The organism is Mucilaginibacter galii (assembly GCF_014635825.1).
Taxonomy (GTDB): domain Bacteria; phylum Bacteroidota; class Bacteroidia; order Sphingobacteriales; family Sphingobacteriaceae; genus Mucilaginibacter; species Mucilaginibacter galii.
The window spans coordinates 240,980-265,141 of the sequence record NZ_BMDO01000009.1 but is presented as its reverse complement, the minus strand read 5'-3'; the positions used below and the strand labels follow the sequence as shown (position 1 = coordinate 265,141).

Here is a 24,162-nt window from a genome sequence, read left to right as displayed (position 1 = left end):
AAACAACAAATGTTATTGTTGTAACACTCAGGAAAAAACATTACTTCTTTCAATAATATGTCATTGTTGATCTTTGGAACAAAGACCAGAAGACCAAAAGAAGAAGGACCATCAGTCCTTTCTCCCGAAGTCCCAAAGTCCATCCTCCAATAAGCCAACATTAAAAATATTCAGGTGCCTATATCGGCGGTGTCTACCTCTTCCCATTCCGAACAGAGAAGTCAAGCCCGCCAGAGCCAATGGTACTGCGGTAACACGTGGGAGAGTAGGTCGGCGCCTAATCTTACAATCCAGCCCCTTCATCTTCGATGCAAGGGGCTTTTTGCATTTATACACTTCACTAGTCTCTCCACAAACCAAAAGCAAGGTAGCACTGCCCGCCATCTATATGATCGATGCTTTTGCAATGTGCTTCTTCACGTAAAAGTATACCTCAAAAAAGTTTTTTCAGCTACTGTCTGAATTCTATCAATTCTTATCTGGAATTAATATAAATACATTATTCATCTTTCCGCCATAGAACCATATTCTATACCATATGTTCATTGGTTAATTAATTGGAGTATTAATTAAAGTTTGAGATGTATTTATGATCAATCCTCGCGAATATATAGAACCTGGTAGCAGTTGGCCGCTGGGCCACGCAGTTCCGGACCAGCCTGCAACACATACGGTAAAACTAAACATCAACGGGCAAGATGTGCACTTAAAAATCGAACCTTGGGTAAGTTTGCTGGATGCATTGCGTGAATACATCGGTCTTACAGGTACAAAAAAGGGGTGTGATCATGGTCAGTGCGGAGCATGTACGGTATTAGTTGATGGCAAACGCATTAACTCTTGTTTAACGTTAGCTGTGATGAAACAAGGATGTGAAATTACTACCATCGAAGGTTTAGCAAAAGGCGACGAACTACATCCTATGCAAGAAGCTTTTGTAGAACATGATGCCTATCAGTGCGGTTACTGCACACCCGGACAAATATGTTCGGCTATTGGATTGATCAATGAAGGTATAGCCAATACTCGTGACGAGATCAGTGAACTCATGAGCGGTAACATTTGCCGTTGTGGTGCATATCCACATATATTAGATGCCATTGAGCAAGTGAAAGGAGTAGCAGGGCATGAATAAATTTACTTACGCCAGTGTATCAACAACTGATGCTGCCATCGCCGAAATGGATGAGCATGATAGCCCTAAGTTTATAGCGGGTGGCACCAACCTGCTCGACTTAATGAAGGTTAATGTAGAAAATCCCGATCACCTTATTGACATTACGCAAATTGCATTTAATCAGATTGAGGCTACTGCCGATGGCGGCTTACGCCTGGGTGCTTTGGTTACCAATGCGGATACTGCGTGGAATGAAGAGGTCGAAAAACGTTATCCTTTATTGTCTAAAGCAATATTAGCCGGAGCCTCACCGCAGCTACGCAACATGGCAACCAACGGTGGTAATTTAATGCAGCGCACCCGTTGCTATTATTTTTATGATACCGCAACGCCCTGCAACAAACGCGAGCCGGGATCGGGTTGTTCGGCCATTGGTGGTTACAACCGCATACTGGCTATATTAGGTACCAGCGAGCATTGTATTGCTACACACCCCAGCGATATGTGTGTAGCTTTGGTCGCCTTGGGTGCTACTATCAATATTACTGGCATCAATGGAGATCGGACTATACCTATTACTGAATTTCACCGTTTACCTGGAGACAGGCCGGATTTGGACAATACGCTTCAAGCAGGTGATATTGTTACTTCTATTGACTTACCTGTACAGGGATTTGAAAAAAATTATGCATACCTCAAAGTGCGCGACCGTGCCTCCTACGCCTTTGCGTTAGTATCGGTAGCGGCAGCTTTAACCTTGGAGGGAAATCAAATAAAGGAAGCACGTTTAGTTTTGGGTGGTGTTGCACATAAGCCATGGCGTAGTGCCGAAGCCGAAGCGGCTTTAACCCACCAGGAGGCCTCGGTTTCAACATTTGAAAAAGCAGCGGCTATAGCGCTTGAAGGTGCTAAAGGTTACGGTGATAATACATTTAAAATAGAACTGGCTAAACGAGCCATTGTAAGGGCGCTTAAACAAGCTGCCGGATTGGAGGAACAAGCATGAGCTTATTACAGAAATTAGGCGTAAGCGCTGAGAATTTAGCGCCCGAAATAACCGGCAAATATATAGGCAAACCCATTAGTAGGGTAGATGGCCGGGCCAAGGTTACCGGTAATGCTAAATACGCTGCCGAATTTAACATAGGCACCGGCATACTATATGGTTACGTAATTAGCAGCCCCATAGCTAAAGGAAAAATAACTGCTGTAAACGCGCGACAGGCCTTAAGTCAAAAAGGGGTGTTAAATGTATTTACGCATGAAAATGTACCCGGTTTAGCCTGGTTCGACCGCAGCTATCAGGATCAGGATGCTCCGCCGGGAGGTTCGCCATTCAGGCCTTTACAAAGTGATGAAATATTGTTTAGTCAGCAACCCATAGCACTGGTAATAGCCGAAACCTTTGAACTGGCTCGCTATGCCTCAACGCTGGTTCATTTTGAGTACGAAGTAAAGGAGGAATTGAATGTTGGCCTGGAATTAAATTTATATAAAGCAAAAAAGCCTAAGAAACACCGTTTCCCGGTTCCGAAGCCACGCGGCGATGCTGAAAAGGCATTAGCCGGGTCTGTAGTAAAAATAGAAGAAGCATACTATCACGGCTACGAGCATCATAATCCTATGGAGATGTTTGCCTCTACCGTTATATATGGCGATGATGACCGCCTGACCATTTATGATAAAACGCAGGGTGTACTTAATAGCCAAAGTTATGTTAAAAGTGTTTTTGGACTGTCTGAAGATGAAGCCCGTGTAATTTCACCTTTCATGGGTGGTGGTTTTGGAGCGGGTTTGCGTCCGCAATACCAATTATACATGGCCGTATTAGCCTCGCTCGAATTAAAGCGTTCGGTTAAGGTAGTATTAACCCGCCAGCAAATGTTTTCTTTTGGACACCGGCCAGCCACGCTGCAGAAGATTTCGTTAGGGGCATCGGCCGAGGGTAAGTTACAGGCTGTAATTAACAGATGTTACTCAGAAACTTCTACGTTTGAAGAATATACCGAGAACGTGGTAAACTGGTCGGGGCAAATGTACCAGTGTGATAATGTAATGTTAGACCATAAATTGGTACCACTCGATTTATTCACACCTTTGGATATGCGTGCACCGGGTGGAGTTACCGGTATGTATGCTTTAGAAGTGGCTATTGATGAACTGGCTGTTAAAGCCGGCATAGACCCTTTAGAGTTTCGTTTACTTAATTATGCTGAGAAGGACCAAAATTTGGATAAGCCATTTTCAAGTAAAGAATTACGCGAATGTTACCGCCAGGGAGCCGAGCGTTTTGGGTGGAATAAACGCAACCCCGAAGCAGGTGCAACCTTAGAAGGCAATAACCTGGTAGGGTGGGGTGTGGCAACTGGCTGCTGGGAAGCTAACCAAATGCCTTCGCGTGCTAAAGCCATGCTTTCTGCCGATGGAAAGTTAACTGTTAGCAGTGCCACAGCCGATATTGGTACAGGCACTTACACCGTGATGACCCAGGTAGCTGCCGAAACTTTAGGGGTAGCTATGGAAGATGTACTGTTTAAATTAGGTGATAGCGTGTTGCCCATGTCGCCATTGCAGGGCGGGTCATGGACGATGGCTACTGTTGGTTCTGCTGTTAAATTAGTTTGCGATCAGTTAAAGGCCAAGCTTTTTAAAATGGCCAAAAAGGTGGAAAATTCACCTTTTGGTAACAGTAAGGAAGAGGACGTAGTTTTTGCCGATAGATGTATTTCGCTCAAAGAAGATGCACAACAATATTTGACCTTTACCGAAATTATGCGGAAAAGTAAGGTTAATTATATTGAAGAGGATACCACTTCTTTACCCAACATGCTCGAACAAAATGAGTACTCCCGCTTTACACACTCCGCAGTATTTGTTGAAGTAAAGGTAGACCAGGATTTAGGTACCGTACACGTAAGCCGTGTAGTAAATGCAGTAGCAGCCGGACGCATTATCAATACTAAAACATCTCGTAGCCAAGTATTAGGCGGTATAGTATGGGGTATAAGCATGGCCTTGCATGAAGATACGGTAATGGACGATAACTTTGGCCGTTTTATGAACACTAACCTGGCCGAATATCACGTGCCCGTTAATGCTGATATTAACGACATTGATGTGATTTTTGTTGAAGAACATGATGATATCGTAAACCCGTTAGGCGTAAAAGGCTTGGGCGAAATTGGTATAGTAGGCGTAGCCGCAGCCATATCCAACGCTGTTTATCATGCCACGGGCAAACGGGTACGCGATCTGCCTATACAGTTAGATAAGTTATTGTAAAAGCCCCTCCCAAACCCTCCCCGGGAGGGAGGGCTTTAAAAAATAGTTCACTTAAAGTCTCCCCTCCCGGGGGAGATTTAGAGGAGGCTTCTTTACTTAAAGTGTGTAGCTTTGCAATTATCTTCTAAACGCAACATGAGCACCTCCGAAAAAACTTTTACGCACATTAACCCTGATACCAACCACCCAACCATGGTTGATGTGAGCGATAAGCAGGTAACCAAGCGTGTTGCCTGTGCACAAAGCATCGTTGTTTTGGGAGAAGAGATTATGAAGCACTTGCAGGGTAACGATATTCAAACCAAAAAAGGTCCTGTTTTTCAAACCGCTATTATTGCAGGTACTATGGCAGCCAAAAAAACCGCCGATTTGATTCCGCTTTGCCATCCGCTGGGCCTGGAAAATTGTAAGGTGGAAATCAGCATTAACCAACAGCAGGAAGTCGTTATACAATGTACAGCCACCATTACTTCTAAAACCGGTGTAGAAATGGAAGCCTTAACCGGAGCCAGTGTGGCGGCATTAACCATTTACGATATGTGCAAAGCTTTTTCACATCACATTGTGATAAAAGAAACGAAGTTGTTAGAAAAAACCGGAGGTAAAAGCGACTTTCATGGATAAGCATCAAAAACATGCCAAATTAACCCGGCCTGAATTAGGAGAGTTCCATCGCAACGAGTTTGCTATTTTAGGTACTACTTGCAGTAATATTCGCGCCCTGGCTAACAAGTTAATACAGGAGCTGTATGCAAAGTACAAAATAGCCTACGTGGACGCCGACCATAAAGCATCTCAATCAGATGAAGATTCTGCATTAAACTATGGCGCTTCGCTCGAATTTACAGACAAGATCACTTACCGTAGTCTGCATTATAAAACGTCGTTCAACGCTTTTCAAAACCGCAACCTGTTTAACGATCAAGACTTGGTGCTGGTAAACGGTAATCATTTTAGAGCCGATAGCCAAATCGTTGTGATTGATCCGGTTAAACCCCTGGATCAAAAGCTGGAGAAATTAACCAACATTCAACTCATTCTCCTGGCCGATGGTGTGGAAACACTTCCCTCATATCTGTTACAGCATCTGCCTGCCGGAGCAGCTGCGCCCATTTTAAAGCTAAACGATACACTGGCTATTGCCGGTTTTATAGATAAATATTTAACACAGCACATCCCTGATCTTAACGGATTAGTTTTAGCCGGCGGACAAAGCCAGCGTATGCAAACCGATAAGGGAAGTTTGGAGTATTTTGGAAAGAGCCAACGCCTGCATGTGCATGAATTATTAAGTGCGCATTGTAATGAAAACTATGTTTCTTACGCCAATGCCAAAGCGGTATATGAACAAGAACAGTTACCGGTTATTGTTGATGCTTTTACCGGTTTAGGTCCGTTTGGTGGGATATTGTCTGCTTTTCAGGCTGACCCCAATGCAGCATGGTTAACCGTTGCTTGCGATTTGCCTTATTTGTCGGCCAAAACGCTGGCTTATTTGGTAGAGCATCGCAATCCATCAAAAATGGCAACCTGTTTTATAGATAGCGATAACAAGTTCCCCGAACCCCTAATCACCATTTGGGAGCCGCGCGCTTATCCGCTTATGCTGCAGTTTTTAAGCCAGGGTTACTCGTGCCCGCGTAAAGTACTCATCAACTCAGACGTGGAAATATTACATGCCCCTGCGGTAGAAGATTTGCAAAATATTAACTACCCCGAGGAGCGCGAGGCGGCTATGGCTAACCTGCATAAAACCAGTTAACAAAAAAATCTGTTATATTGGCTTGCAGAATAAATTGCGCTAAACATTTATGAAAAAAATCTTACTGGGATTGTCGGTCTTGATGATAACCCTCACTATTACGGTAAAAACGCAAGCTCAAAGTATAACCATAAGCGGCGAGGGCATTACCCCTCTAACTATTACTAAGGGCATGTTTGTTGACATGAAACAGGTAGTGGTAATGGCTAAAGCACACGATGAAAAAGTACACCGCTATAGCGGCGTAACAATAGCCGATCTGTTGACCAAAGCAGGCGTGATGTTAGGCGATTCGGCGAAAAAACATACCGTTACCAGCTACATTATCGTAACCGCGGCAGATAATTATAAAGCCATATATACGCTGGCCGAAATTGACCCGCTGTTTGCCAACCGCAGTATTATTTTAGCTGATAGAGAAGATAAAAAGGCACTGCCTGTACAAGATGGGCCTTTCCAAATCATTGTCCCCGGCGAAAAGAAACATGGCCGCTGGATAAGGCAGGTGACCGGTATTCAAGTGGTTCAGGTTAAATAACAACACATGAAAAGACTGCTGATTTTATTGGTTGTACTGGTATTGCCTTTTGCCGGCATTGCTCAAAAACTGCGCATAGCCGTAGCTGCTAATGCACAGTTTGTAGCCAAAGTTTTAGCCGATGAGTTTAAGAAACAAAACGGCATTGAGGCCGAACTGATCGTGAGCTCGTCTGGTAAGTTAACCACGCAGATAGAGCAGGGCGCACCATTCGATGTGTTTCTTTCGGCCGATATGAAATACCCGGAGGAATTGTACAGTAAAAAGTTATCTACTGATAAGCCTAAAGTTTACGCGTATGGCACTTTAGTGATGTGGGCTCAAAAGGGAATAAAATTAACAGGCGGTGTAAAAGCCTTAACAAGCCCGGCCATCAGGAAAATAGCTATAGCCAACGCTGCCCTTGCTCCCTATGGCGAAGCCGCCGAGCAGGCTATGGAACGCAGTAATTTGCTGAGTGCATTAAAGCCAAAACTGGTATATGGCGAAAGCATTGCCCAGGTAAACCAGTACTTATTAACTGGCGCAGCAGACGTGGCTTTCACGGCAAAATCAATAGTGCTCGATCCTGCTCAAAAAAGTAACCAGAACTGGGTGGAGGTAAATAGTAAATTATATCAACCTATAGCGCAAGGCGTAGTTTTATTAAAATCTTCATCAGGCGCAAGCTTAGTCCAGGCTAAAAATTTTTATGCATTCTTATTTAGCACAAGGGCTAAACAGATATTTAAGGCATATGGTTATCGGTAAGCACCCCTCCCTGCCCTCCCCAAAGGGGACGGTTCTAAGCGGAAAACAAAATCAATTAAAGTCCTCTCCTTTGGAGAGGATTTAGGAGAGGTTATGGACTATCAACCCCTATGGCTGACCTTAAAACTGGCACTGGTAACTACCTTGTGTCTGTTGCTGGTTGGTATACCCATAGCCGCCGGGTTGGCTAAGAGCAAATCGAAACTTAAGCCCATTTTAGAAGCCATCATTAGCTTGCCACTGGTTTTACCACCATCTGTACTGGGCTTTTATTTACTGCTGGCTTTTAGTCCCAATAGTGGTTTAGGCAAGTTCCTCGAATCTGCTTTCAACTTGCGACTGGTATTCTCTTTTCCCGGATTGGTTATTAGTTCGGTCATATACAGCTTGCCTTTTATGGTACACCCGGTGCAGGCAGGCTTAGAAGCTTTACCCCGCAGCCTGCGCGAAGCCTCGCAAACCTTAGGCAAATCAAATTGGCAAACATTTACACAAGTGCTATTGCCCAACATCAAACCGGCTTTACTTACCGGCACCATCCTCACCTTTGCACATACCCTGGGCGAGTTTGGCCTGGTGCTCATGATAGGTGGTAATATTCCTGGCGTAACCAAGGTAGCTTCCATAGCAATATACGATGAAGTGGAATCACTGAACTTTTCGGCAGCACATCGGTATGCTGCTATACTGCTGGTGATATCATTCGTAATATTACTCACGGTATACCTCACCAATAAGCGGTTATCTAAACAAAAATTGCCGGTATGATCAGGATCAGCATTCGCAAAAAATTGCATCTGGCCGGTGGTAAGGGCGAACTTAATATTGATGCAGAGTTAGGCGACTATTCGTTTACCGCTTTATATGGTCCGTCTGGTGCGGGTAAAACCACTTTGCTGCGCATTATATCCGGCCTGTTACAACCCGAGCAGGGTATTATCGAAGTAAATGGCCAAACTTGGCTCAATACCGCTAAAAAAATAAATCTGCCTGCACAAAAGCGTAATATCGGGTTTGTATTTCAAGACTATGCACTGTTTCCTAATATGACCGTGCAGGAAAATTTGCTTTATGCCTTGCCTCCAAAAGTTGATCAAAGCAAGGTGAAAAGTTTGCTGGCTACTATGGGCTTACAAAACTTAGCACATCAAAAGCCTGAACTATTATCGGGCGGGCAAAAGCAGCGGGTGGCTTTAGCAAGGGCACTCGTAAGGCAACCGCAAATTTTATTGCTGGACGAACCACTATCGGCACTGGATAACATTACCCGTATTCAGCTGCAAAATGAACTGCAAAATATCCATCAGCAACATCAACTAACCACCTTATTGGTGAGCCATCACGTGCCCGAAATTTTCAAATTAGCCGGGCAAGTCATCCAAATAGATGCCGGGCAGCTCATTAAGACCGGTACGCCTAACGAAGTATTTGGCATACACACACACCATGAAGGCATTACATTAACCGGCGAAGTTGTAACTCTGCTCCCAGGAAATATAGAAGTGTTAACCGCCTACGGATTAATTTCCATCAAGCCATCGGCACAAACCGTAGGCTTAGCCATGGGCGATAAAGTAACTATACACGCGGCTGACTTATCTTTAGTAAAGCTTTCGTAACTTTATCTTAATTGCAAACCAAGGCTAAAGTGCCGTGTTAGCTTTAACAGACAACAGACAACAGACAACAGACAACAGACAACAGACAACAGACAACAGACAACAGACAACAGACAACAGACAACAGTGAAAATATTATTATTTGGAATAACCCGCGAAATTACTGGACAAAGCAGGCTCACCGTTCCTGCCAATGCGGGTATTACTACGGTTAAAGCTTTAAAAGTATGGCTCGCACAGCAGTACCCCGCCATGCAGGGTTTAACTTCGCTGGCTGTAGCTGTAGATAACGAATATGCGCAGGATGAAGATGTGCTGAATCCTGGGCATGAAATTGCACTCATTCCGCCGGTTAGTGGCGGATAAGCAAATACGAAAGTGTTAATTAAATTAGTTGAACATATAGATTTAAATGAGGCGTATGCCTACCTGCATGCCAATGAAGCTGGGGCCGTTAACCTGTTTGTAGGTACGGTTCGCAACCATTCTAAAGGCAAGGAAGTGGTAAGGCTCGATTTTGAGGCTTACGATGCCATGGCCATACGGCAAATGGAGCATTTGGCTAAACAAGCTTTTGAAAAATGGTCGCTGGTTAAGCTGGCTATTATTCATGCCGTAGGCGCCAAAGATCCGGGTACGCCGGTAGTGGTGATTGGGGTATCGTCGGCACACCGCGATGCGTCTTTTGAGGCATGCCGGTATTTAATTGATGAGCTAAAAAAGACAGTACCCATCTGGAAAAAAGAATTTTACGAAGACAACAGTGTATGGGTTAATGCCCATCCCTAATATGGAAGAAAAAACAAGTTTACTGGTTGATAAATACGGCAGACAGCTGAATTATTTGCGGCTATCGGTTACCGACCGCTGTAATTTCAGGTGCTACTACTGCATGCCCGAAGAAGGTATCGACTTTGCCAAACGCAAAGATCTGATGTCTTTCGACGAGATGTACCAGCTTTCGGCTATATTTTGCAACCTGGGTATCTCCAAAATACGCATTACCGGCGGCGAACCTTTTGTGCGTAACGGTATCATGCCGTTCTTAAATAAATTGAGCCGTGTAGACGGCTTAAAAGAAATCACCGTAACCAGCAATGGTACGTTATCGACAAAATACCAGGCCGAGCTGCTGCAAATGGGCATTCGTAAGATCAATATCAGTTTGGATTCTTTGAGTCGCGACCGTTTTCATCAAATAACCCGCCGCGATAATTTTGAAGGCGTTTATGCCGGCGTATTTAAACTGCTGGAGGATGGCTTCGATGTAAAGCTGAACTGCGTGGTAGCCGAGAATAAGAACATCCAGGATATCGTTCCCTTTATCGAACTCACGAAAAACTACCCGCTGTCAGTACGCTTCTTAGAAGAAATGCCTTTTAACGGCAGCGATGGTTCGCAGGTAGCCTCGGAGTGGGATTATAAACGGATCTACGATCATATCAGTCAACACTATCCCGAAATAAACCGACTCATTAGCGATGCTAATTCTACTTCGGTTAACTATAAAATTTCGGGCTACAAAGGCAGTTTCGGTATTATTCCGTCATTTAGCCGTACATTTTGTGGTACCTGTAACCGTATCAGGCTGTCGGCCACCGGCGAGTTACGGACCTGTTTATACGGACCACCGGTAGCCAACCTGCGCGATCTGTTGCGCCGTGGCGCATTGGTAAATGATGTTGAGCAGGAAATATTAGCTGCCGTGAGCCAGCGTGAACGCGATGGCTATGCGGCCGAGGTAGCCAGTCAGGGCGCTATCCATACGTCTATGTCGGCTTTGGGCGGGTAATTGAAAAAGAGTCAAGAACCAAGAATCAAGAGCCAAGACAATAATCTTTAATTATCATAAGATATAAGATGCGTTACTCCCGTCAAACACAACTTTCCAACTTTGGTGAGGCTGCACAGCAGAAGCTGCGCAATGCCAAAGTATTGGTGGTAGGTGCCGGTGGTTTGGGCGTGCCCGTACTGCAATACTTAACCGGCATGGGCATTGGCGCTATGGGTGTGATGGATATGGATAACATTAGCCTGACTAACTTACACCGGCAAGTACTGTATACTGAAGATGAAGTAGGGCAGAGCAAGGTTATCACCGCTGTAAATAAGCTCAAAGAATTAAATAACGAAGTTGCTTTTCAATTATACAATGAAGCTATCACCCCACAAAACGCATTGGCTATTGTCGAAAATTATGATGTAGTGGTTGATGCTACCGATAATTTTAGCACGCGTTATCTATTAAACGATGCCTGTGTGATCTTGAATAAACCGCTGGTTTACGGTGCCGTACAGCAATACGAAGGTCATGTAAGTGTGTTCAACTTTAATGGTGGGCCAACCTACCGTTGCTTGTACCCTACGCTACCCGCAGCCGGCGAGATACCGGATTGTAATACCGCCGGTGTACTGGGCGTAGTGCCCGGTATAGTAGGTTGCCAGCAAGCCTTACAGGTAGTTAAAGTATTAACCGGTGTAGGCCAAACGCTCTCCGGCTACTTACAAATTTTCGATTTTTTACAAGACGACCAGTACAAGGTTAAGCTGAAAACCAAGCCAGAAAATAAACAGATCACTACCTTGCAGCAAAGCTATGAAGCACCAGTATGCAACACGGTTTCGTTACTCTCCGTAGAGGAGTTGTACAATTGGTACGAATCCGGCAAGGTATTTGACCTGATCGACGTACGGGAGCCGGATGAGTTTGAAGAAGAACACTTGCAAGGTGCCGTATCTGTTCCGTTAATGCAGCTAAAGCCCGATGCGTTGATTATACAACCCAATGTTCCCATCGTTACCTTTTGTGAAAAAGGTGCCCGAAGCAACAAAGCCGCGCAAATGCTTCAAAAACAATACCTATCGGCCACCATATACAGCGTTTCAGGCGGTATGAATTACTGGCAGGATGAGTTTGGTGATGAATATTTAGTTCATAAAGTAAACAATTAGTCTCCGTCATTGCGAGGTACGAAGCAATCCCTGCACGATAGGTAACCACCTGATTAGCCTGCGCAGAGATTGCTTCGCTATCGCTCGCAATGACGGTTTCAATAAAATAATTCATTTCAATGATCTCCGTAACCGAAGCCCTGCAAATCATAACCGCACAAACCAAGCCCTTGCCCACTGAAGAAGTAGACTTGTTGCAATCAACCGGCCGTATACTGGCCCAACCTATTACGGCTGACCGCGACTTTCCACCGTTCGACCGGGCTACGATGGACGGCGTTGCCATTGGCAGCAGAGCCTTTGGGCAAGATGTACGGCAGTTTCGCATTACGGACATGCAACCTGCCGGTCATCCACAAAAGCAACTCACCAATCGTGGTAATTGCATCGAAATTATGACCGGCGCCATGCTGCCCATAGGTGCTGATGTGGTGATCAGGTACGAAGATCTGACTATTACTAACGGCATAGCGTATGTGAACTTAAATGAAGTTACGCCCTATCAAAATGTACATTTACAGGGCTCTGATAAAAAAGCAGGTGAATTACTGGTAGAAGCAGGCGTTAAAATTACTCCTGCTATTGTAGCTATCATGGCTTCGGTAGGTATGGCTACCGTACCCGTTTACCGTTTGCCTAAAGTGGTCGTGTGTTCAACCGGCGATGAATTAGTACCCGTTACCCAACAGCCCTTACCCCATCAAATACGGCAGTCCAATAGTTATATGCTACTGGCCGGCTTGCAGCAGGAATGTATTATTGCTGATAAATACCACCTGCCTGATGAACCCGAAGCTATGGCTGAACAAATGGCCAAAATGGTAGAGGAGTACGACGTGTTGTTATTCTCCGGTGCAGTCTCCAAAGGTAAGTTCGACTTTCTACCACAGGTCTTACAGCAGTTAGGCATGCAAACACTGTTTCACAGCATTGCCCAAAAGCCGGGTAAGCCACTGTTATTTGGTAAGTTTAACGATGGTGCGCTGGTATTCGGTTTCCCAGGCAACCCGGTATCTACCTGGGTTTGCTATCAATTATATTTTAAGGCTTGGTTATACAGGTCTTTAAATATAAAATTACCGTTACAACAAGCAGCCCTAAGCAAAGACATCAAGTTTAAACCACCACTTACCCACCACGTACTGGTACGCCTAACCAATCACAATGGTCAATTGATAGCTACCCCTGTTGACACCTCCACCTCCGGCGATATGGTCAACCTAATGCAAGCCGAAGGCTTTATCAGCCTCCCCACCGATCAAGAGCATTTTGCCGAGGGAAGTGTGTTTGATGTGCAGCTGTTTTAAGAGAAAGTTGATTGAGCCAAGACTGTCATTTCGAACGGCAGTGAGAAATCTTGTTCGATATAGAAGGTAGGCCCACCTGTCTGTCTAAACAAGATCCCTCACTATCGTTCGGGATGACAAGATGGTATATGTTGAAGGTAGCAGGTTTTTAAAGCGCAGTTGTTTTAGCAAGAAATTTAATTAAACCATGTCTGTCATTTCGAACGATAGTGAGAAATCCTATCAAATTGACAGGCTATTCCTATAAGATTTCTCACTATCGTTCGGGAGGACAAGATGGTATATATCATAAGCATCTAAACTATCCTCCAATCTCCCTGTTATTCCCTAAGTTTACATTTGGGATGAAAGAATTAGAAGATATTGTAAAAGCGTTCGACGTTGCACAGCAGCAAGGCAAACAAACTGCCTTGGCTACCGTGGTACAGGTAGAAGGCTCCTCGTACCGCAGGGCAGGTGCCCGCATGCTGGTAACCGAAGACGGAGAACTTACCGGTGCCATAAGCGGCGGCTGCCTGGAAGGCGATGCCCTACGTAAAGCACGGTTGGCCATGGCCGAGCAGCAACCTATGCTGGTGACTTACGATACTACCGACGATGACGATGCCAAACTGGGCGTAGGCCTGGGCTGTAACGGCATTATCCATATCTTAATTGAGCCTATATTTACCAACAGGCCTCATCATCCTATCAATCTTTTTAAAAAGTTTTTAAGCAAGCGCCAAAATGCAGTGGTTATCACCCTGTTTTCGCTGGTTAACCGTAAAGGAGCACAGCCGGGTACTTGCTTGTTTTTAACCGGGGAGGAGTTAATTAGTAATTGTGCTACCGAGGCTTTAAAAGACGAACTTTTGAACGACGCTAAGTCGGTATTGCAGGAGGGCCGATCGGCCACTAAAGTTTACCAGGCTGAAAGTGAATTGACCGGCTTTGTAGAATTGCTTAAACCAGCCGTATCAATGCTGGTGTTTGGAGCTGGTAATGATGCTATTCCGCTGGTACAAATGGCTGCTGTTTTAGGCTGGCACACTACCGTGATTGATGGTCGTACCAATTATGCAGTAAGCAGCCGTTTCCCTTTGGCTAAAAAAGTATTGCTGGCAAAACCTGATGAAGCCCTGGCGCATGTAAACATAGATAGCCGTACAGTAGCCGTACTCATGACGCATAATTACAATTACGACCTGGCTATGCTGCGGCAGTTACTGCCCTTGCAATTGCCGTACATTGGTAGCCTGGGCCCAAAAAAGAAACTACACCGCATGCTGGATGAATTGCTGGATGCCGGCGTAGACATTACCAGCCATCAGTTGCAACGTGTTTATGGCCCAACCGGATTAGACATTGGTGCCGAAACCTCCGAAGAAATTGCTTTATCCATCTTATCCGAAATACAGGCCGTATTACAGCAACGCGAAGGCAAAGCCCTGCGCGACAGATCGACGGTAATACATACTCCCGATATGGAAGATCTTCCCGTTAATCACGAAAACTTATGACCGGTATCATTATTCTGGCGGCGGGTTCGTCGTCGCGCATGGGGCAACCCAAACAACAACTCGTTTACCAAGACAAAACGTTGTTGCAGCGGGCCATTGAAGCTGCAAAGGGTGTACAAGCCCATGCGCTAATGGTAGTGCTGGGTGCTAATAATCAAACCATATTAGATGATGTTGACAGCAAGCATCTGGATGTTGTGATAAACCCGGAGTGGGAGCAGGGCATGAGCTCTTCTATTAAGGCAGGCATCACAGCGTTGCAAACACTATACCCTAAAGTAGATAATGTGTTGATGATGTTGTGTGATCAACCTTTTGTTGATACAGCACTTTTAGTGAAACTGATAGACGCTAAACCACCGATTGATGATGCGATAGTTGCTTGCAAGTACAAAGATACCATTGGTGTACCGGTATTATTTGGCAAAAGCTGGTTTGCAAATTTGCAGGATTTAAAAGGAGAAGACGGTGCCAAAAAACTGTTGCTAACCCATCAGGATAAGGTAGTTACTGTGCCCTTTGATCAAGGCAGTATAGACATTGATACGCCTAATGATTATCAGCAGTTGCTTAATAAATAGTCAATTACATACATTAAACTTATATTTTTATGGAAGAAGATAATGACAGAATGGTAGTTGCATTTGCAGGTACTACACTGGATGCAGGTATGATACAAAGCTTACTGGAACAGGAGGGAATAGCTGCCTTTATACAGAACGAGCTGATGGGTAACATAGCACCCTGGCAAGTAGCGCCGGGCGGTGTTGGCGCGGCAAAAGTGCTGGTGTCAAACCTTAACGAGGCGCGGGCTATTGAAATTATTAATGACTTTAGTTTGAATAGCGAAGAGGGGACAGAATAACGAATTCGCCTGATTACAACAAAGGCTTCTAAAATAGAGTGCTATATAAATAATGTCATTGCGAGCGTTAGCGTGGCAATCTGCAACGCGAGGTAACTAAGCGTAAAGAGATTGCCACGTCGCTATCGCTCCTCGCAATGACATTGAGCTAATTGGCTTAGCTTATTGCTCTTCGTAATGGTAAGTTAATCCACCATCAACAAAGTAAGTAGAACCGGTTACATACTTGGCATCATCCGATGCTAAGAAAGCTACCAGGGCGGCCACATCTTCGGGGGTACCCATCTTCTTCATCGGAATATTGTCTATCACCCCAGCCAGCTTTTCGGGGTTGTCCATCAGTTTTTTGTTGATAGGGGTGGCAATGGCGCCCGGCGCTACATTGTTAATCCGCATATTTAAAGGAGCCAATTCTGTGGCCAGGTTACGGGTCAGCATTTTTAGGGCTCCCTTACTGGCACAATAAGCTGCAAAATGCGGAAATATAATTTCCTCGTGCACAGAGCTCATATTAATGATCACCCCTGCGCGTTGCTTATCCTTACAGTATTTAACAAAAGCCTGAATACCGAAAAATACACCCTTTAAATTCGTATCCATTACAAAATCGTACTCCTCTTCAGTAACGTTCCAAAAATCATTGTTCTTTTCAACGCCGGCATTGTTTACCAGTATGTCTAACTGGCCGTATACTGCAATGGCATCGGTTACTAATTTAACTACATTTGGAGTTTTACTTACATCGGCTTCGATGAAATGAGCACGCCTGCCCATATCGGTAATTTGCTTGATCAGTTTTTCGCCGCGCTCGTCAAAGCTTCGGCCGTTCAGTATAATGTCGGCACCGTCGGCAGCAAGGCGAATGGCACAGGCTGCGCCTATACCCTGACTGCTTCCGGTTACCAGAGCTACTTTATTTTCAAATCGGTTCATTGGGTCGTGTTTAGTGATTTTTTAATATAAAAGCCTAAAGCTTAGAAGAGGTTTGCACTTATTGAAGTTTTTTGTAGTTATGAGCTAAATTCCTCAACCTATATAAGCAATGCCACCAAGCCTGTCCACCCGGTTTGATGGCTCGCACCTAAACCTTTGCCATTGTCGCCATGAAAATATTCGTGGAACAGGATGTAGTCTTTAAAGTGTGGGTCGGTGTTCAATTTTGGATGCCCGCCAAATACAGGGCGATTACCTTGCCCATCTTTTAAAAAGATATTCTTCAACCGTTCGCGCAAAGCCTGTGCAATTTCGGCGAGTGAAAAGTATTGACCCGAGCCGGTAGGGTACTCCACCCTGAAATCATCGGTGTAATATTCCTGAAAACGGTCTAATGAGCAAATGAGCAGGTAATTAATAGGCATCCATATAGGGCCACGCCAGTTGCTGTTACCGCCAAACATATTGCTGTCGCTTTCGGCAGGCGTATACTTTACCGAGTAATCGGCCCCGTTAAGAAAGTATTGGTAAGGCTGCTGCTCGTAAACTTTGGAGATAGAGCGTATCCCATAATCGGACAAAAACTCATTGGTATCCAGCATGCGTTTCAACAGCAGTTTCATACGGTGGCCCCGCAACAGGGAAAACAAGTGCTTTTGATTGCCTTTGGTGTCTTTCCAGCGGCTAACGAGGTCAACCAGGTCGGGGCGCTGCTGCATAAACCAGTCGAGGCGTTCGCTAAACAAGGGAAGGTTTTTCCATTTTGCTTCATCAAATACAATAACGGCAAACATGGGGATAAGCCCTACCAGCGTGCGCAGGCGCAGGCGGTCCCAACTGCAATCGGGGTGGCGCAGTACATCGTAATAAAAACCGTCCTGGTCGTCCCATAGGCCTAAAGAATCTTCGCCCATATTGGCCAGCGAACCAGCGATGTATAAAAAGTGTTCGGCAAATTTAACGGCCATACTTTCATAAGCTTTATTATGCAGGGCCAGTTCCAGGGCAATGCGCATCATATTGAGCGAGTACATGGCCATCCAACTGGTACCATCGGCCTGTTCCAGGTTGCCGCCGCCGGGAGCAGGTGCGCTGCGGTTAAACACGCCTATGTTATCGAGGCCTAAAAAGCCGCCTTCAAAAATGTTGTTGCCCTCGCTATCCTTACGGTTTACCCACCAGGTAAAGTTCATGAGTAGCTTTTGAAAGATCTCTTCCAGAAACATCAGGTCTTGTTGCCCGGTTATACGGCGATCTGCAGTGTACACTTCCCAGGTAGCCATGGCATGTACGGGTGGGTTCACATCGCCAAAATCCCATTCATAAGCGGGTAATTGTCCGTTAGGATGAATGTAACTGGCACTTACCAGCATACGTAGCTGTTTTTTAGCAAAGCCCGCATCAAGGGGCGCCAGGGTAATGCAATGAAAGGCAAGGTCCCACGCAGCAAACCAGGGGTATTCCCATTTATCGGGCATAGAAATAATGTCTTCGGCCACAAAGTGTTTCCAGTGGTTATTACGGCCATCCTTGCGTTTACCGGGCGGAATAGGTTCGTGCGGGTCGCCGTCTAACCAGCGCTTAACGTTATAATTATAATACTGCTTACTCCACAGCATGCCTGCCCAGGCTTGGCGTTGTACCAGTCTTTCATCATCGCTAGATTTGGAGGAATGCAAGCCGTCGTAAAAGGTGTCAGCTTCGGTTTGGCGTAGCTTTAGGGTAGAATCAAAGTCGTCGAACGGCTTGAACCGCTTGCCCTTGCTTAAACGCAGGCGAACAACCACACTGCTTTTGGTTGGTACGGTTACCTGGTACCAAAAAGCTGCTTTAGTGCCTTCATGGTTAGGGTTAATGGCACCGGCATCGTTATTTACAACTAAGTTATTAAACGCATCCTTTACATAAGGTGTGTCATTAGCCGAATTGTACAGCTTTTGCTCATTAGTTTCATTATTAGTAAATATAGTTTCCGCGGCACCATCTGCGTAGCAGTAGTATTCGCCAAGCTTCTCGTGATGCAATAAGAGCGTATTGTTGCCCTCGTAAAGGATATAGGGCTTAATGCTGCCGTCAAACCAGGTATTTCTAAACCATAGCTGCGGCAGTACATGTAAATTAGCTTCGGCCCCTGCGCGGTTGTGAATAGTGTATTGAACTAAGATATCCTCTTCTGCATTTTTGGCGTACTCGGTAAACACATCAAAATATTCATCGTGGTCAAACAAACCCGTATCTATGAGTTCAAACTCAGCCTCGTGTTTGCTGCGGCGCTTATTTTCTTGTACCAACTGACTGTAAGGATAAGCCTGCTGTGGATACTTATACAGCATTTTAAGGTAGCTGTGTGTAGGTGTGCTGTCAAGATAATAGTATAGCTCTTTTACATCCTCTCCATGGTTACCTTCACTGTTGGTGAGGCCAAACAGGCGCTCTTTCAATATGGGGTCTTTGCCGTTCCATAGGGCCAGGCTCAGGCATAGTTGCTGTTTTTCGTCGCTTATACCGGCTATGCCTTCTTCGCCCCAGCGGTAGGCCTTGCTGCGGGCCATATCATGGGTAATAAAGTTCCAGGCGTTGCCATCGGCACTATAATCTTCGCGCACGGTGCCCCATTGCCTTTCAGAAACATAGGGCCCCCATTTTAGCCAGTTGGTGTTGTTGGCGTAATGCTCCTGTAGTCGTAATTTCTCAGCATCCATATGTAAAGGTTGAACAAGGGCGGTAAGATAATAGTTTACCATCACAAACCTCGTTGCATATTCAATGCAGCCAATGTTTTACTTTGTACAGATATTGTTATTGAAATTTAGGTGATATATTTAATTTATTCTACACGTTAAAATAAAGCATCTGTTATACTAAAAATACTGACGATGACAACCACAGAACAACAACGGCACGACTGGCTGCTTAAGCTCTATACGACTGCCTTTCCGGCTATAGCGCAATACGTAAGCAAACATGGCGGTACCCTCGACGAGGCCAAAGATATTTTCCAGGATGCACTGGTGATTTATTATGAGAAAACGGTGGACGGTAATTTACAGTTAACCCACAGCGAAAAGGCTTACCTGCTGGGAATAGCCAAGCACCTGTGGTATCATCAGCAGCAAAAGCAAGGCAGGCTTGTAACCGATGATGTGCTGAATTATACCGAATTGCCTGAAGAAAATATCGCCACCCCATCAACCGGCCGACTGTTGCGTTACCTGGAAGCAGCGGGCAAAAAATGTATGGATATGCTGCAGGCCTATTATTACGACAAGCAGAGCATGCGCGAAATAGCCGAGCAGTTTGGCCTTTCGGGCGAGCGCTCGGCCACGGTGCAAAAGCATAAATGTTTAGAGAAAGTGCGCAACAAAGTAAAAGAAAAAGCCCTCACGTATGAAGACTTCTGCATTTGATACCCAGCGTATAGACCGCTACCTGCTGCAGCAATTACCAAGCGGAGATAAACTGGTATTTGATGCCAAACTCATGCTTTGCCCCGAACTTTACGAAACCGTTGAGTGGCAGCGCAAGGTACACCAGTTGGTGCAGCTACGAGGCAGGCAACAGCTCAAGACTCAAATTAAAGGCGTTGAGCAGTTGGTGTTTAGCCAGCCGGAGTACAGCAGTTTCAGGCAAAGAATTATGCGCTTGTTTGGCAGATAAATTAGATAGGGCAATAAGCTATTGCACTTTATTAACACACCCCTGCCCCTCTCAAGAGGGGATTAAAATATCAAGAGGGGATTAAAATAAAGCTGCGTTATAATAACGCAGCTTTGAGTATCAGCGCCGACTCTTTACCCCAATCACCTGTGGCGGCTTCCAGCGTGGTACGCAGGGTTTTATTATTTACAGCTTTACCCTTGGTTGGCGGTGCCAGCTTGGCTGGCGGTACGCTTACATCGGTAACCTTGGTGGCAAACCAGGTAGTATTATCGTGTGGAAGGGCAACGCCTAATATCATACCCGGTAAACCTGTAAAAGATTCGGGACCGCAAGACACGGCTATCTCTTCAGTATAAAAGGCCACCACGTAAATTGAATCCATTACCACGGCATTGGCCCGGCGGCAGTTAAAACCGGCTATTTCGCGAAATTCGTCGGTTACTTTCCAGTTGATCTTGCGCAGGCTGTCTTTCACTAAAAAGATCTCTTCAAAAATCTTTTTCTGTGTAATGCTGCTGCCGGTAGCCAAATCGGTAGCAATGGTGTTGATCTGCGTATTAATAGGGCTGCTGCCAAAAAAGCCGTTGTTAGTGGTAGGGTCATCTGGCAAGGGCGTGTATAAAACCTTGCTATCGGCAAAGGTCATCACGCTTTTCATTTTCTTAAACTGTGGCTGCGTTTTTTTGTACTGGTCAAATGCCGGGTTAAAATAGCTTTCATTGTCTTTAGTGATCATTTTTTTAATGATCGCGTACATGTTAATGCTTTTTTCGAACTCTATGGTACCACTGGTGGTAAAATGTGCGTTTTGCGCCATAACCAGGTTGCCGGTCAACAGCAGGAAGCAAAGTGTGATAATTGAACGTATGCTTTTCATGATCTTATTTTATGTCGGATGAACCACCCATTTTGCTGAAATCGTAAACTATAGACAGCATAAAGTACCGCTTAATGGTAGTATAGCTGCTTTGTGTAATTAAGTTGCCCGATGCACTACGATCAAAACCTTTATTCTGGTTAAAAATATCGTTCACGTTAGCTTTTATCTTCAGGCTCTCAGATTTAAAGAACGCTTTTTGAACGTAGGCATTCACTAAAAAGCGGCTGAACTTTTGGTCGAACGACTTGGTAGGCGCACGGTACTCGTAGTTGCCATCGGTACCTATCTGGAATTTACCGGGCAGGTAATAGTTAAAGGAATGGTTGGTTGTAAAACCTCCGCCATTGTTGTTTATTTCGGGGTTTAAAGAGGATACGCTGTAGTTGTAAGTTGGGCCAATATTGGCATACAGGTCAAACTTCTTCTCTTTGTACTTTTGCAGGTTTATGGTAGCCGAATAGCTGTTTGAACGTGTACGGTTCAACGCACCGTTCACCATGTTAAAGTAAGTGCTACCGTTGGTGTTTGCACCAATACCAGCGCTTATACCGCCCAAAAATTTGATCTTGCTGTTTATACCGCTGTATACATAAAAATTGGTTGGCGTTTCGCCGGTTAAGTTAACCGACTGGCTGGTAGTAAAACCGGTATTTCTGTTGGTGCTTACATTGCTTACAATTGGGTTTGAGGTAAGCGAGTAAGAACCGCTTATATAAATAGAGCGGTTACTTAACACCTTGTACGAGTTGTAAGAGATAGAGAAGCGGTTGGTGAACGATGGCGTAAGATTAGGATTACCCACCACCAGGTACAGTGGGTTTGTATTGTTAATAATAGGCTGTATTTGATCTATAGTAGGTTGGCGGGTACTACCGTTGTAGTTGAACCTGAACGATTTTTGCTGCGAAAAACGGTATTGGTACGAAGCCTGCGGGTTCCAGTTTACAAAGTTGCGGTCAAACTCACGGTTGTTAATTTTATTTAACTGCTCAAACCTAACGGCGGCCACTTTGGTACCAAAGTTTATGGTGGTTTTATCTTTCTTATAGTTAAAAACCAAGCCACCCTGGTTGGTTAATTGATCTAAACGGTAGTTGTTAGTCAACGAGTCTACCAAAGTGTTATAAAGTGCCTGGTCCTGATTGCGGCCGGGGTTAGCTACTGCGGGGCTGAATGTTCTGCGGTCGGCCGTGCTGTTGCTTACACCAATGCCATAGTTGGCAACCAGGGAGAATGATTTGGAGAAAGGCTCGGTGTAGGTAATGTTACTGTTGAATATAGAAGTTTCTACTTTGTTGATCTTGTACTGGTCGGTTAGTTGTTTGCGGCTGGACACACCCAAGGTATCAAAGGCTTCGATGTTAGAATACAGGAAGCCATTATTGTTATTTTGATCTAAAGACTGAGTTAAATTAACAGATAGGGTGCGACCTGCTTTTTTTAATTTTTTAGTATAAAATGCCGAAAAGTTAAATGTTTTTTCATCGCCCTTGCTATCGGTATTACGGTCTTCTGTATTAATTAACTGGCCGTTGCCACGCTCACCACGGGTTACGTTAGTATTGTTGCTTTCCACATTTTTAAAGGTACCATCTACAGAAAGCTTAATGTTTGATGTACTGTCAATTTTGTAATTGTACGTAGCATCGGCTTTTTGCCTGAAAATATAATTATTAAAGCGTTGGTCGGTGTTGGTGTTAATAATGCTGGCGCTGTTGGTTTGGCTGCCGGGCAGGTTATTTTGCGATTGGTTATTACGATCGCCGTTTACGGTTAACGAGCCTATTTTATAATTGCCGTTAATAGTTTGCTTATCGGTACCCCACTTATTATCGTAATGCACACCGCCGGCACGGGCTACCGGTATACCTTCACCATCGTAGCGGCCTCCCCAGCCTTCAATATCATCGCCCCCGTTAGAGTAAATGCTGATGCCTCCATCCACAAACTCTACGTTACTGCCCGAGGTGCCAAATTTATTTGAATCTTCCCAGCCTAAACCCGTTTTACCGGTATTGGCCAGCGTACCATAGGCCGACATTTTTTCTTTACCGGCAAATTTGTTTACCGCTACCTGTGCCTGGTAAAAGTCTTTGGTACCCACACCTACATCGGCTTTACCAAAATAACCGTTCTTTTTATCTTCTTTGAGTTTAATGTTAATGGTCTTAGATTTCTGCCCATCGTCTATCCCGGTAAATGCAGCCTGGTCGCTGGCTTTATCATAAAGCTGTACCTTATCAACCATATCGGCGCGTAGGTTTTTGGTTACCAGGGTAGGGTCATCGCCAAAAAACTCTTCACCGTCTACCAGTACCTTGTTTACGGTTTGGCCTTGTGCGGTTATTTTGCCGTCTTTATCTATTTGTATACCGGGTAGTTGCTTTAACAGGTCTTCCACCTTGGCATTGGCCTGCACGGTAAAGCTGGAGGCGTTAAACTCAGTAGTATCACCTTTTATTTTAATGGCAGCACGGGTGCCTTTCACAATTACACCTTCTAACAAACGCGATTTAAGAATAACGCTGATACGGCCAAAATTATGCGTGGTTTTAACAGAATCGAGCGTAAACTCTTCTACATAATCGGCATATTTTGGGTAAGTAACCAGCAAAATGAATTTGCCTTTCCCCAGCCCGTTCATGGTAAAGCTGCCATCGGCACCGGCCCGCGTAAACTTGCGCAGGGTAGAGTCTTTGGCGTTTAAAACAGAGATACTGGTGTTGGCCAGCTTCACATTAGCCACGGTATCGGCAACACTTCCCCTAACCGAATAACCGGTTTGAGCAAATGAAACAGACGTAATTAGGCACAGAAGCAGTAGGAGGTAAGATAACTTCATGTATAAGGTTTTGTGGGTGTTAAGATATAAACTAAAAATTTAGTATTAAAATGTAAATGCGTTTAAACACCGAAAAGCCAATTATTTAACATTTATTAACAGAAATTAACATTAGAAGAAGAGTAGCAATTATAGTGGTCGGGGATGGATTGAATT

The 24,162-nt window shown here is 44.8% G+C and carries 23 protein-coding genes and 1 rRNA gene; 20 read left to right on the top strand and 4 right to left on the bottom strand.

Going from position 1 to position 24,162, the window contains the following annotated elements:
- Window positions 1-170: 170 nt before the first annotated feature.
- The 18 genes from rrf to IEV61_RS16160 all read left to right on the top strand — a co-directional run bounded on the left by rrf (window position 171) and on the right by IEV61_RS16160 (window position 15,691).
- Window positions 171-282, top strand: a 5S ribosomal RNA gene (gene rrf / locus IEV61_RS16245).
- A gap of 307 nt (window positions 283-589) precedes the next feature.
- Window positions 590-1,135, top strand: a complete 546-nt coding sequence (locus tag IEV61_RS16240; protein ID WP_188418091.1) for a (2Fe-2S)-binding protein — start codon at window positions 590-592, stop codon at window positions 1,133-1,135.
- A complete protein-coding gene (locus IEV61_RS16235; protein ID WP_188418090.1) occupies window positions 1,128-2,123 on the top strand; it encodes an FAD binding domain-containing protein in 996 nt (331 codons plus the stop codon). The genes IEV61_RS16240 and IEV61_RS16235 overlap by 8 nt, the downstream gene beginning before the upstream one ends.
- Window positions 2,120-4,399: a xanthine dehydrogenase family protein molybdopterin-binding subunit gene (locus IEV61_RS16230; RefSeq protein ID WP_188418089.1), complete on the top strand. Its 2,280-nt coding sequence runs from the start codon at window positions 2,120-2,122 to the stop codon at window positions 4,397-4,399. The genes IEV61_RS16235 and IEV61_RS16230 overlap by 4 nt, the downstream gene beginning before the upstream one ends.
- Window positions 4,400-4,534: 135 nt before the next feature.
- Window positions 4,535-5,023 (top strand): cyclic pyranopterin monophosphate synthase MoaC, encoded by a 489-nt coding sequence (gene moaC / locus IEV61_RS16225; protein ID WP_188418088.1) that lies wholly within the window; start codon window positions 4,535-4,537, stop codon window positions 5,021-5,023.
- Window positions 5,016-6,161, top strand: a complete 1,146-nt coding sequence (locus tag IEV61_RS16220) for an NTP transferase domain-containing protein (RefSeq protein WP_188418087.1) — start codon at window positions 5,016-5,018, stop codon at window positions 6,159-6,161. The genes moaC and IEV61_RS16220 overlap by 8 nt, the downstream gene beginning before the upstream one ends.
- A 49-nt stretch (window positions 6,162-6,210) precedes the next feature.
- On the top strand, window positions 6,211-6,699 hold the full coding sequence (locus IEV61_RS16215) for a molybdopterin-dependent oxidoreductase (RefSeq protein WP_188418086.1): 489 nt from the start codon (window positions 6,211-6,213) through the stop codon (window positions 6,697-6,699).
- Between the two features lie 6 nt (window positions 6,700-6,705).
- Window positions 6,706-7,449 carry a molybdate ABC transporter substrate-binding protein gene (gene modA, locus IEV61_RS16210; protein WP_188418085.1) on the top strand — a complete coding sequence of 248 codons (744 nt, stop codon included), beginning with the start codon at window positions 6,706-6,708 and terminating at the stop codon, window positions 7,447-7,449.
- 93 nt (window positions 7,450-7,542) lie between these two features.
- Window positions 7,543-8,217, top strand: a complete 675-nt coding sequence (gene modB / locus IEV61_RS16205) for a molybdate ABC transporter permease subunit (protein ID WP_188418084.1) — start codon at window positions 7,543-7,545, stop codon at window positions 8,215-8,217.
- The gene (locus IEV61_RS16200; RefSeq protein WP_188418083.1) at window positions 8,214-9,068 is read left to right on the top strand and encodes an ATP-binding cassette domain-containing protein; all 855 of its coding nucleotides are present in this window, start codon (window positions 8,214-8,216) and stop codon (window positions 9,066-9,068) included. The genes modB and IEV61_RS16200 overlap by 4 nt, the downstream gene beginning before the upstream one ends.
- A 126-nt stretch (window positions 9,069-9,194) precedes the next feature.
- On the top strand, window positions 9,195-9,434 hold the full coding sequence (gene moaD / locus IEV61_RS16195) for a molybdopterin converting factor subunit 1 (RefSeq protein WP_188418082.1): 240 nt from the start codon (window positions 9,195-9,197) through the stop codon (window positions 9,432-9,434).
- A gap of 12 nt (window positions 9,435-9,446) precedes the next feature.
- Window positions 9,447-9,857, top strand: a complete 411-nt coding sequence (locus IEV61_RS16190; RefSeq protein ID WP_188418081.1) for a molybdenum cofactor biosynthesis protein MoaE — start codon at window positions 9,447-9,449, stop codon at window positions 9,855-9,857.
- A gap of 1 nt (window position 9,858) precedes the next feature.
- On the top strand, window positions 9,859-10,860 hold the full coding sequence (gene moaA / locus IEV61_RS16185) for a GTP 3',8-cyclase MoaA (RefSeq protein ID WP_188418080.1): 1,002 nt from the start codon (window positions 9,859-9,861) through the stop codon (window positions 10,858-10,860).
- Window positions 10,861-10,928: 68 nt separating this feature from the next.
- Window positions 10,929-12,020 (top strand): HesA/MoeB/ThiF family protein, encoded by a 1,092-nt coding sequence (locus IEV61_RS16180; RefSeq protein ID WP_188418079.1) that lies wholly within the window; start codon window positions 10,929-10,931, stop codon window positions 12,018-12,020.
- A 119-nt stretch (window positions 12,021-12,139) separates the two neighbouring features.
- On the top strand, window positions 12,140-13,327 hold the full coding sequence (locus IEV61_RS16175; protein WP_188418078.1) for a molybdopterin molybdotransferase MoeA: 1,188 nt from the start codon (window positions 12,140-12,142) through the stop codon (window positions 13,325-13,327).
- 344 nt (window positions 13,328-13,671) lie between these two features.
- A complete protein-coding gene (locus IEV61_RS16170) occupies window positions 13,672-14,826 on the top strand; it encodes an XdhC family protein (protein ID WP_188418077.1) in 1,155 nt (384 codons plus the stop codon).
- On the top strand, window positions 14,823-15,407 hold the full coding sequence (locus IEV61_RS16165) for a nucleotidyltransferase family protein (RefSeq protein WP_188418076.1): 585 nt from the start codon (window positions 14,823-14,825) through the stop codon (window positions 15,405-15,407). Before IEV61_RS16170 ends, IEV61_RS16165 begins: the two co-directional genes overlap by 4 nt.
- A 29-nt stretch (window positions 15,408-15,436) precedes the next feature.
- Window positions 15,437-15,691 carry a putative signal transducing protein gene (locus IEV61_RS16160; RefSeq protein WP_188418075.1) on the top strand — a complete coding sequence of 85 codons (255 nt, stop codon included), beginning with the start codon at window positions 15,437-15,439 and terminating at the stop codon, window positions 15,689-15,691.
- 162 nt (window positions 15,692-15,853) lie between these two features.
- On the opposite strand, the gene IEV61_RS16155 is transcribed toward IEV61_RS16160, so the two are convergent.
- Both IEV61_RS16155 and IEV61_RS16150 read right to left on the bottom strand, forming a co-directional pair.
- Complete coding sequence (locus tag IEV61_RS16155; protein WP_188418074.1) at window positions 15,854-16,624, bottom strand: SDR family NAD(P)-dependent oxidoreductase; 771 nt, start codon at window positions 16,622-16,624, stop codon at window positions 15,854-15,856.
- Window positions 16,625-16,722: 98 nt separating this feature from the next.
- Window positions 16,723-19,326, bottom strand: a complete 2,604-nt coding sequence (locus IEV61_RS16150) for an MGH1-like glycoside hydrolase domain-containing protein (RefSeq protein ID WP_188418073.1) — start codon at window positions 19,324-19,326, stop codon at window positions 16,723-16,725.
- 174 nt (window positions 19,327-19,500) lie between these two features.
- Here IEV61_RS16150 and IEV61_RS16145 point away from each other — a divergent pair, with 174 nt between their 5' ends.
- Together IEV61_RS16145 and IEV61_RS16140 are read left to right on the top strand one after the other, a co-directional pair.
- The gene (locus tag IEV61_RS16145) at window positions 19,501-20,031 is read left to right on the top strand and encodes an RNA polymerase sigma factor (protein WP_188418072.1); all 531 of its coding nucleotides are present in this window, start codon (window positions 19,501-19,503) and stop codon (window positions 20,029-20,031) included.
- Window positions 20,012-20,281, top strand: a complete 270-nt coding sequence (locus IEV61_RS16140; protein ID WP_188418071.1) for a hypothetical protein — start codon at window positions 20,012-20,014, stop codon at window positions 20,279-20,281. Before IEV61_RS16145 ends, IEV61_RS16140 begins: the two co-directional genes overlap by 20 nt.
- Before the next feature lie 97 nt (window positions 20,282-20,378).
- Here IEV61_RS16140 and IEV61_RS16135 read toward each other — a convergent pair whose 3' ends face one another.
- A complete protein-coding gene (locus IEV61_RS16135) occupies window positions 20,379-21,161 on the bottom strand; it encodes a GLPGLI family protein (protein ID WP_188418070.1) in 783 nt (260 codons plus the stop codon).
- A 4-nt stretch (window positions 21,162-21,165) separates the two neighbouring features.
- On the bottom strand, window positions 21,166-24,006 hold the full coding sequence (locus IEV61_RS16130) for an outer membrane beta-barrel family protein (protein ID WP_188418069.1): 2,841 nt from the start codon (window positions 24,004-24,006) through the stop codon (window positions 21,166-21,168).
- Window positions 24,007-24,162 lie beyond the last annotated feature (156 nt).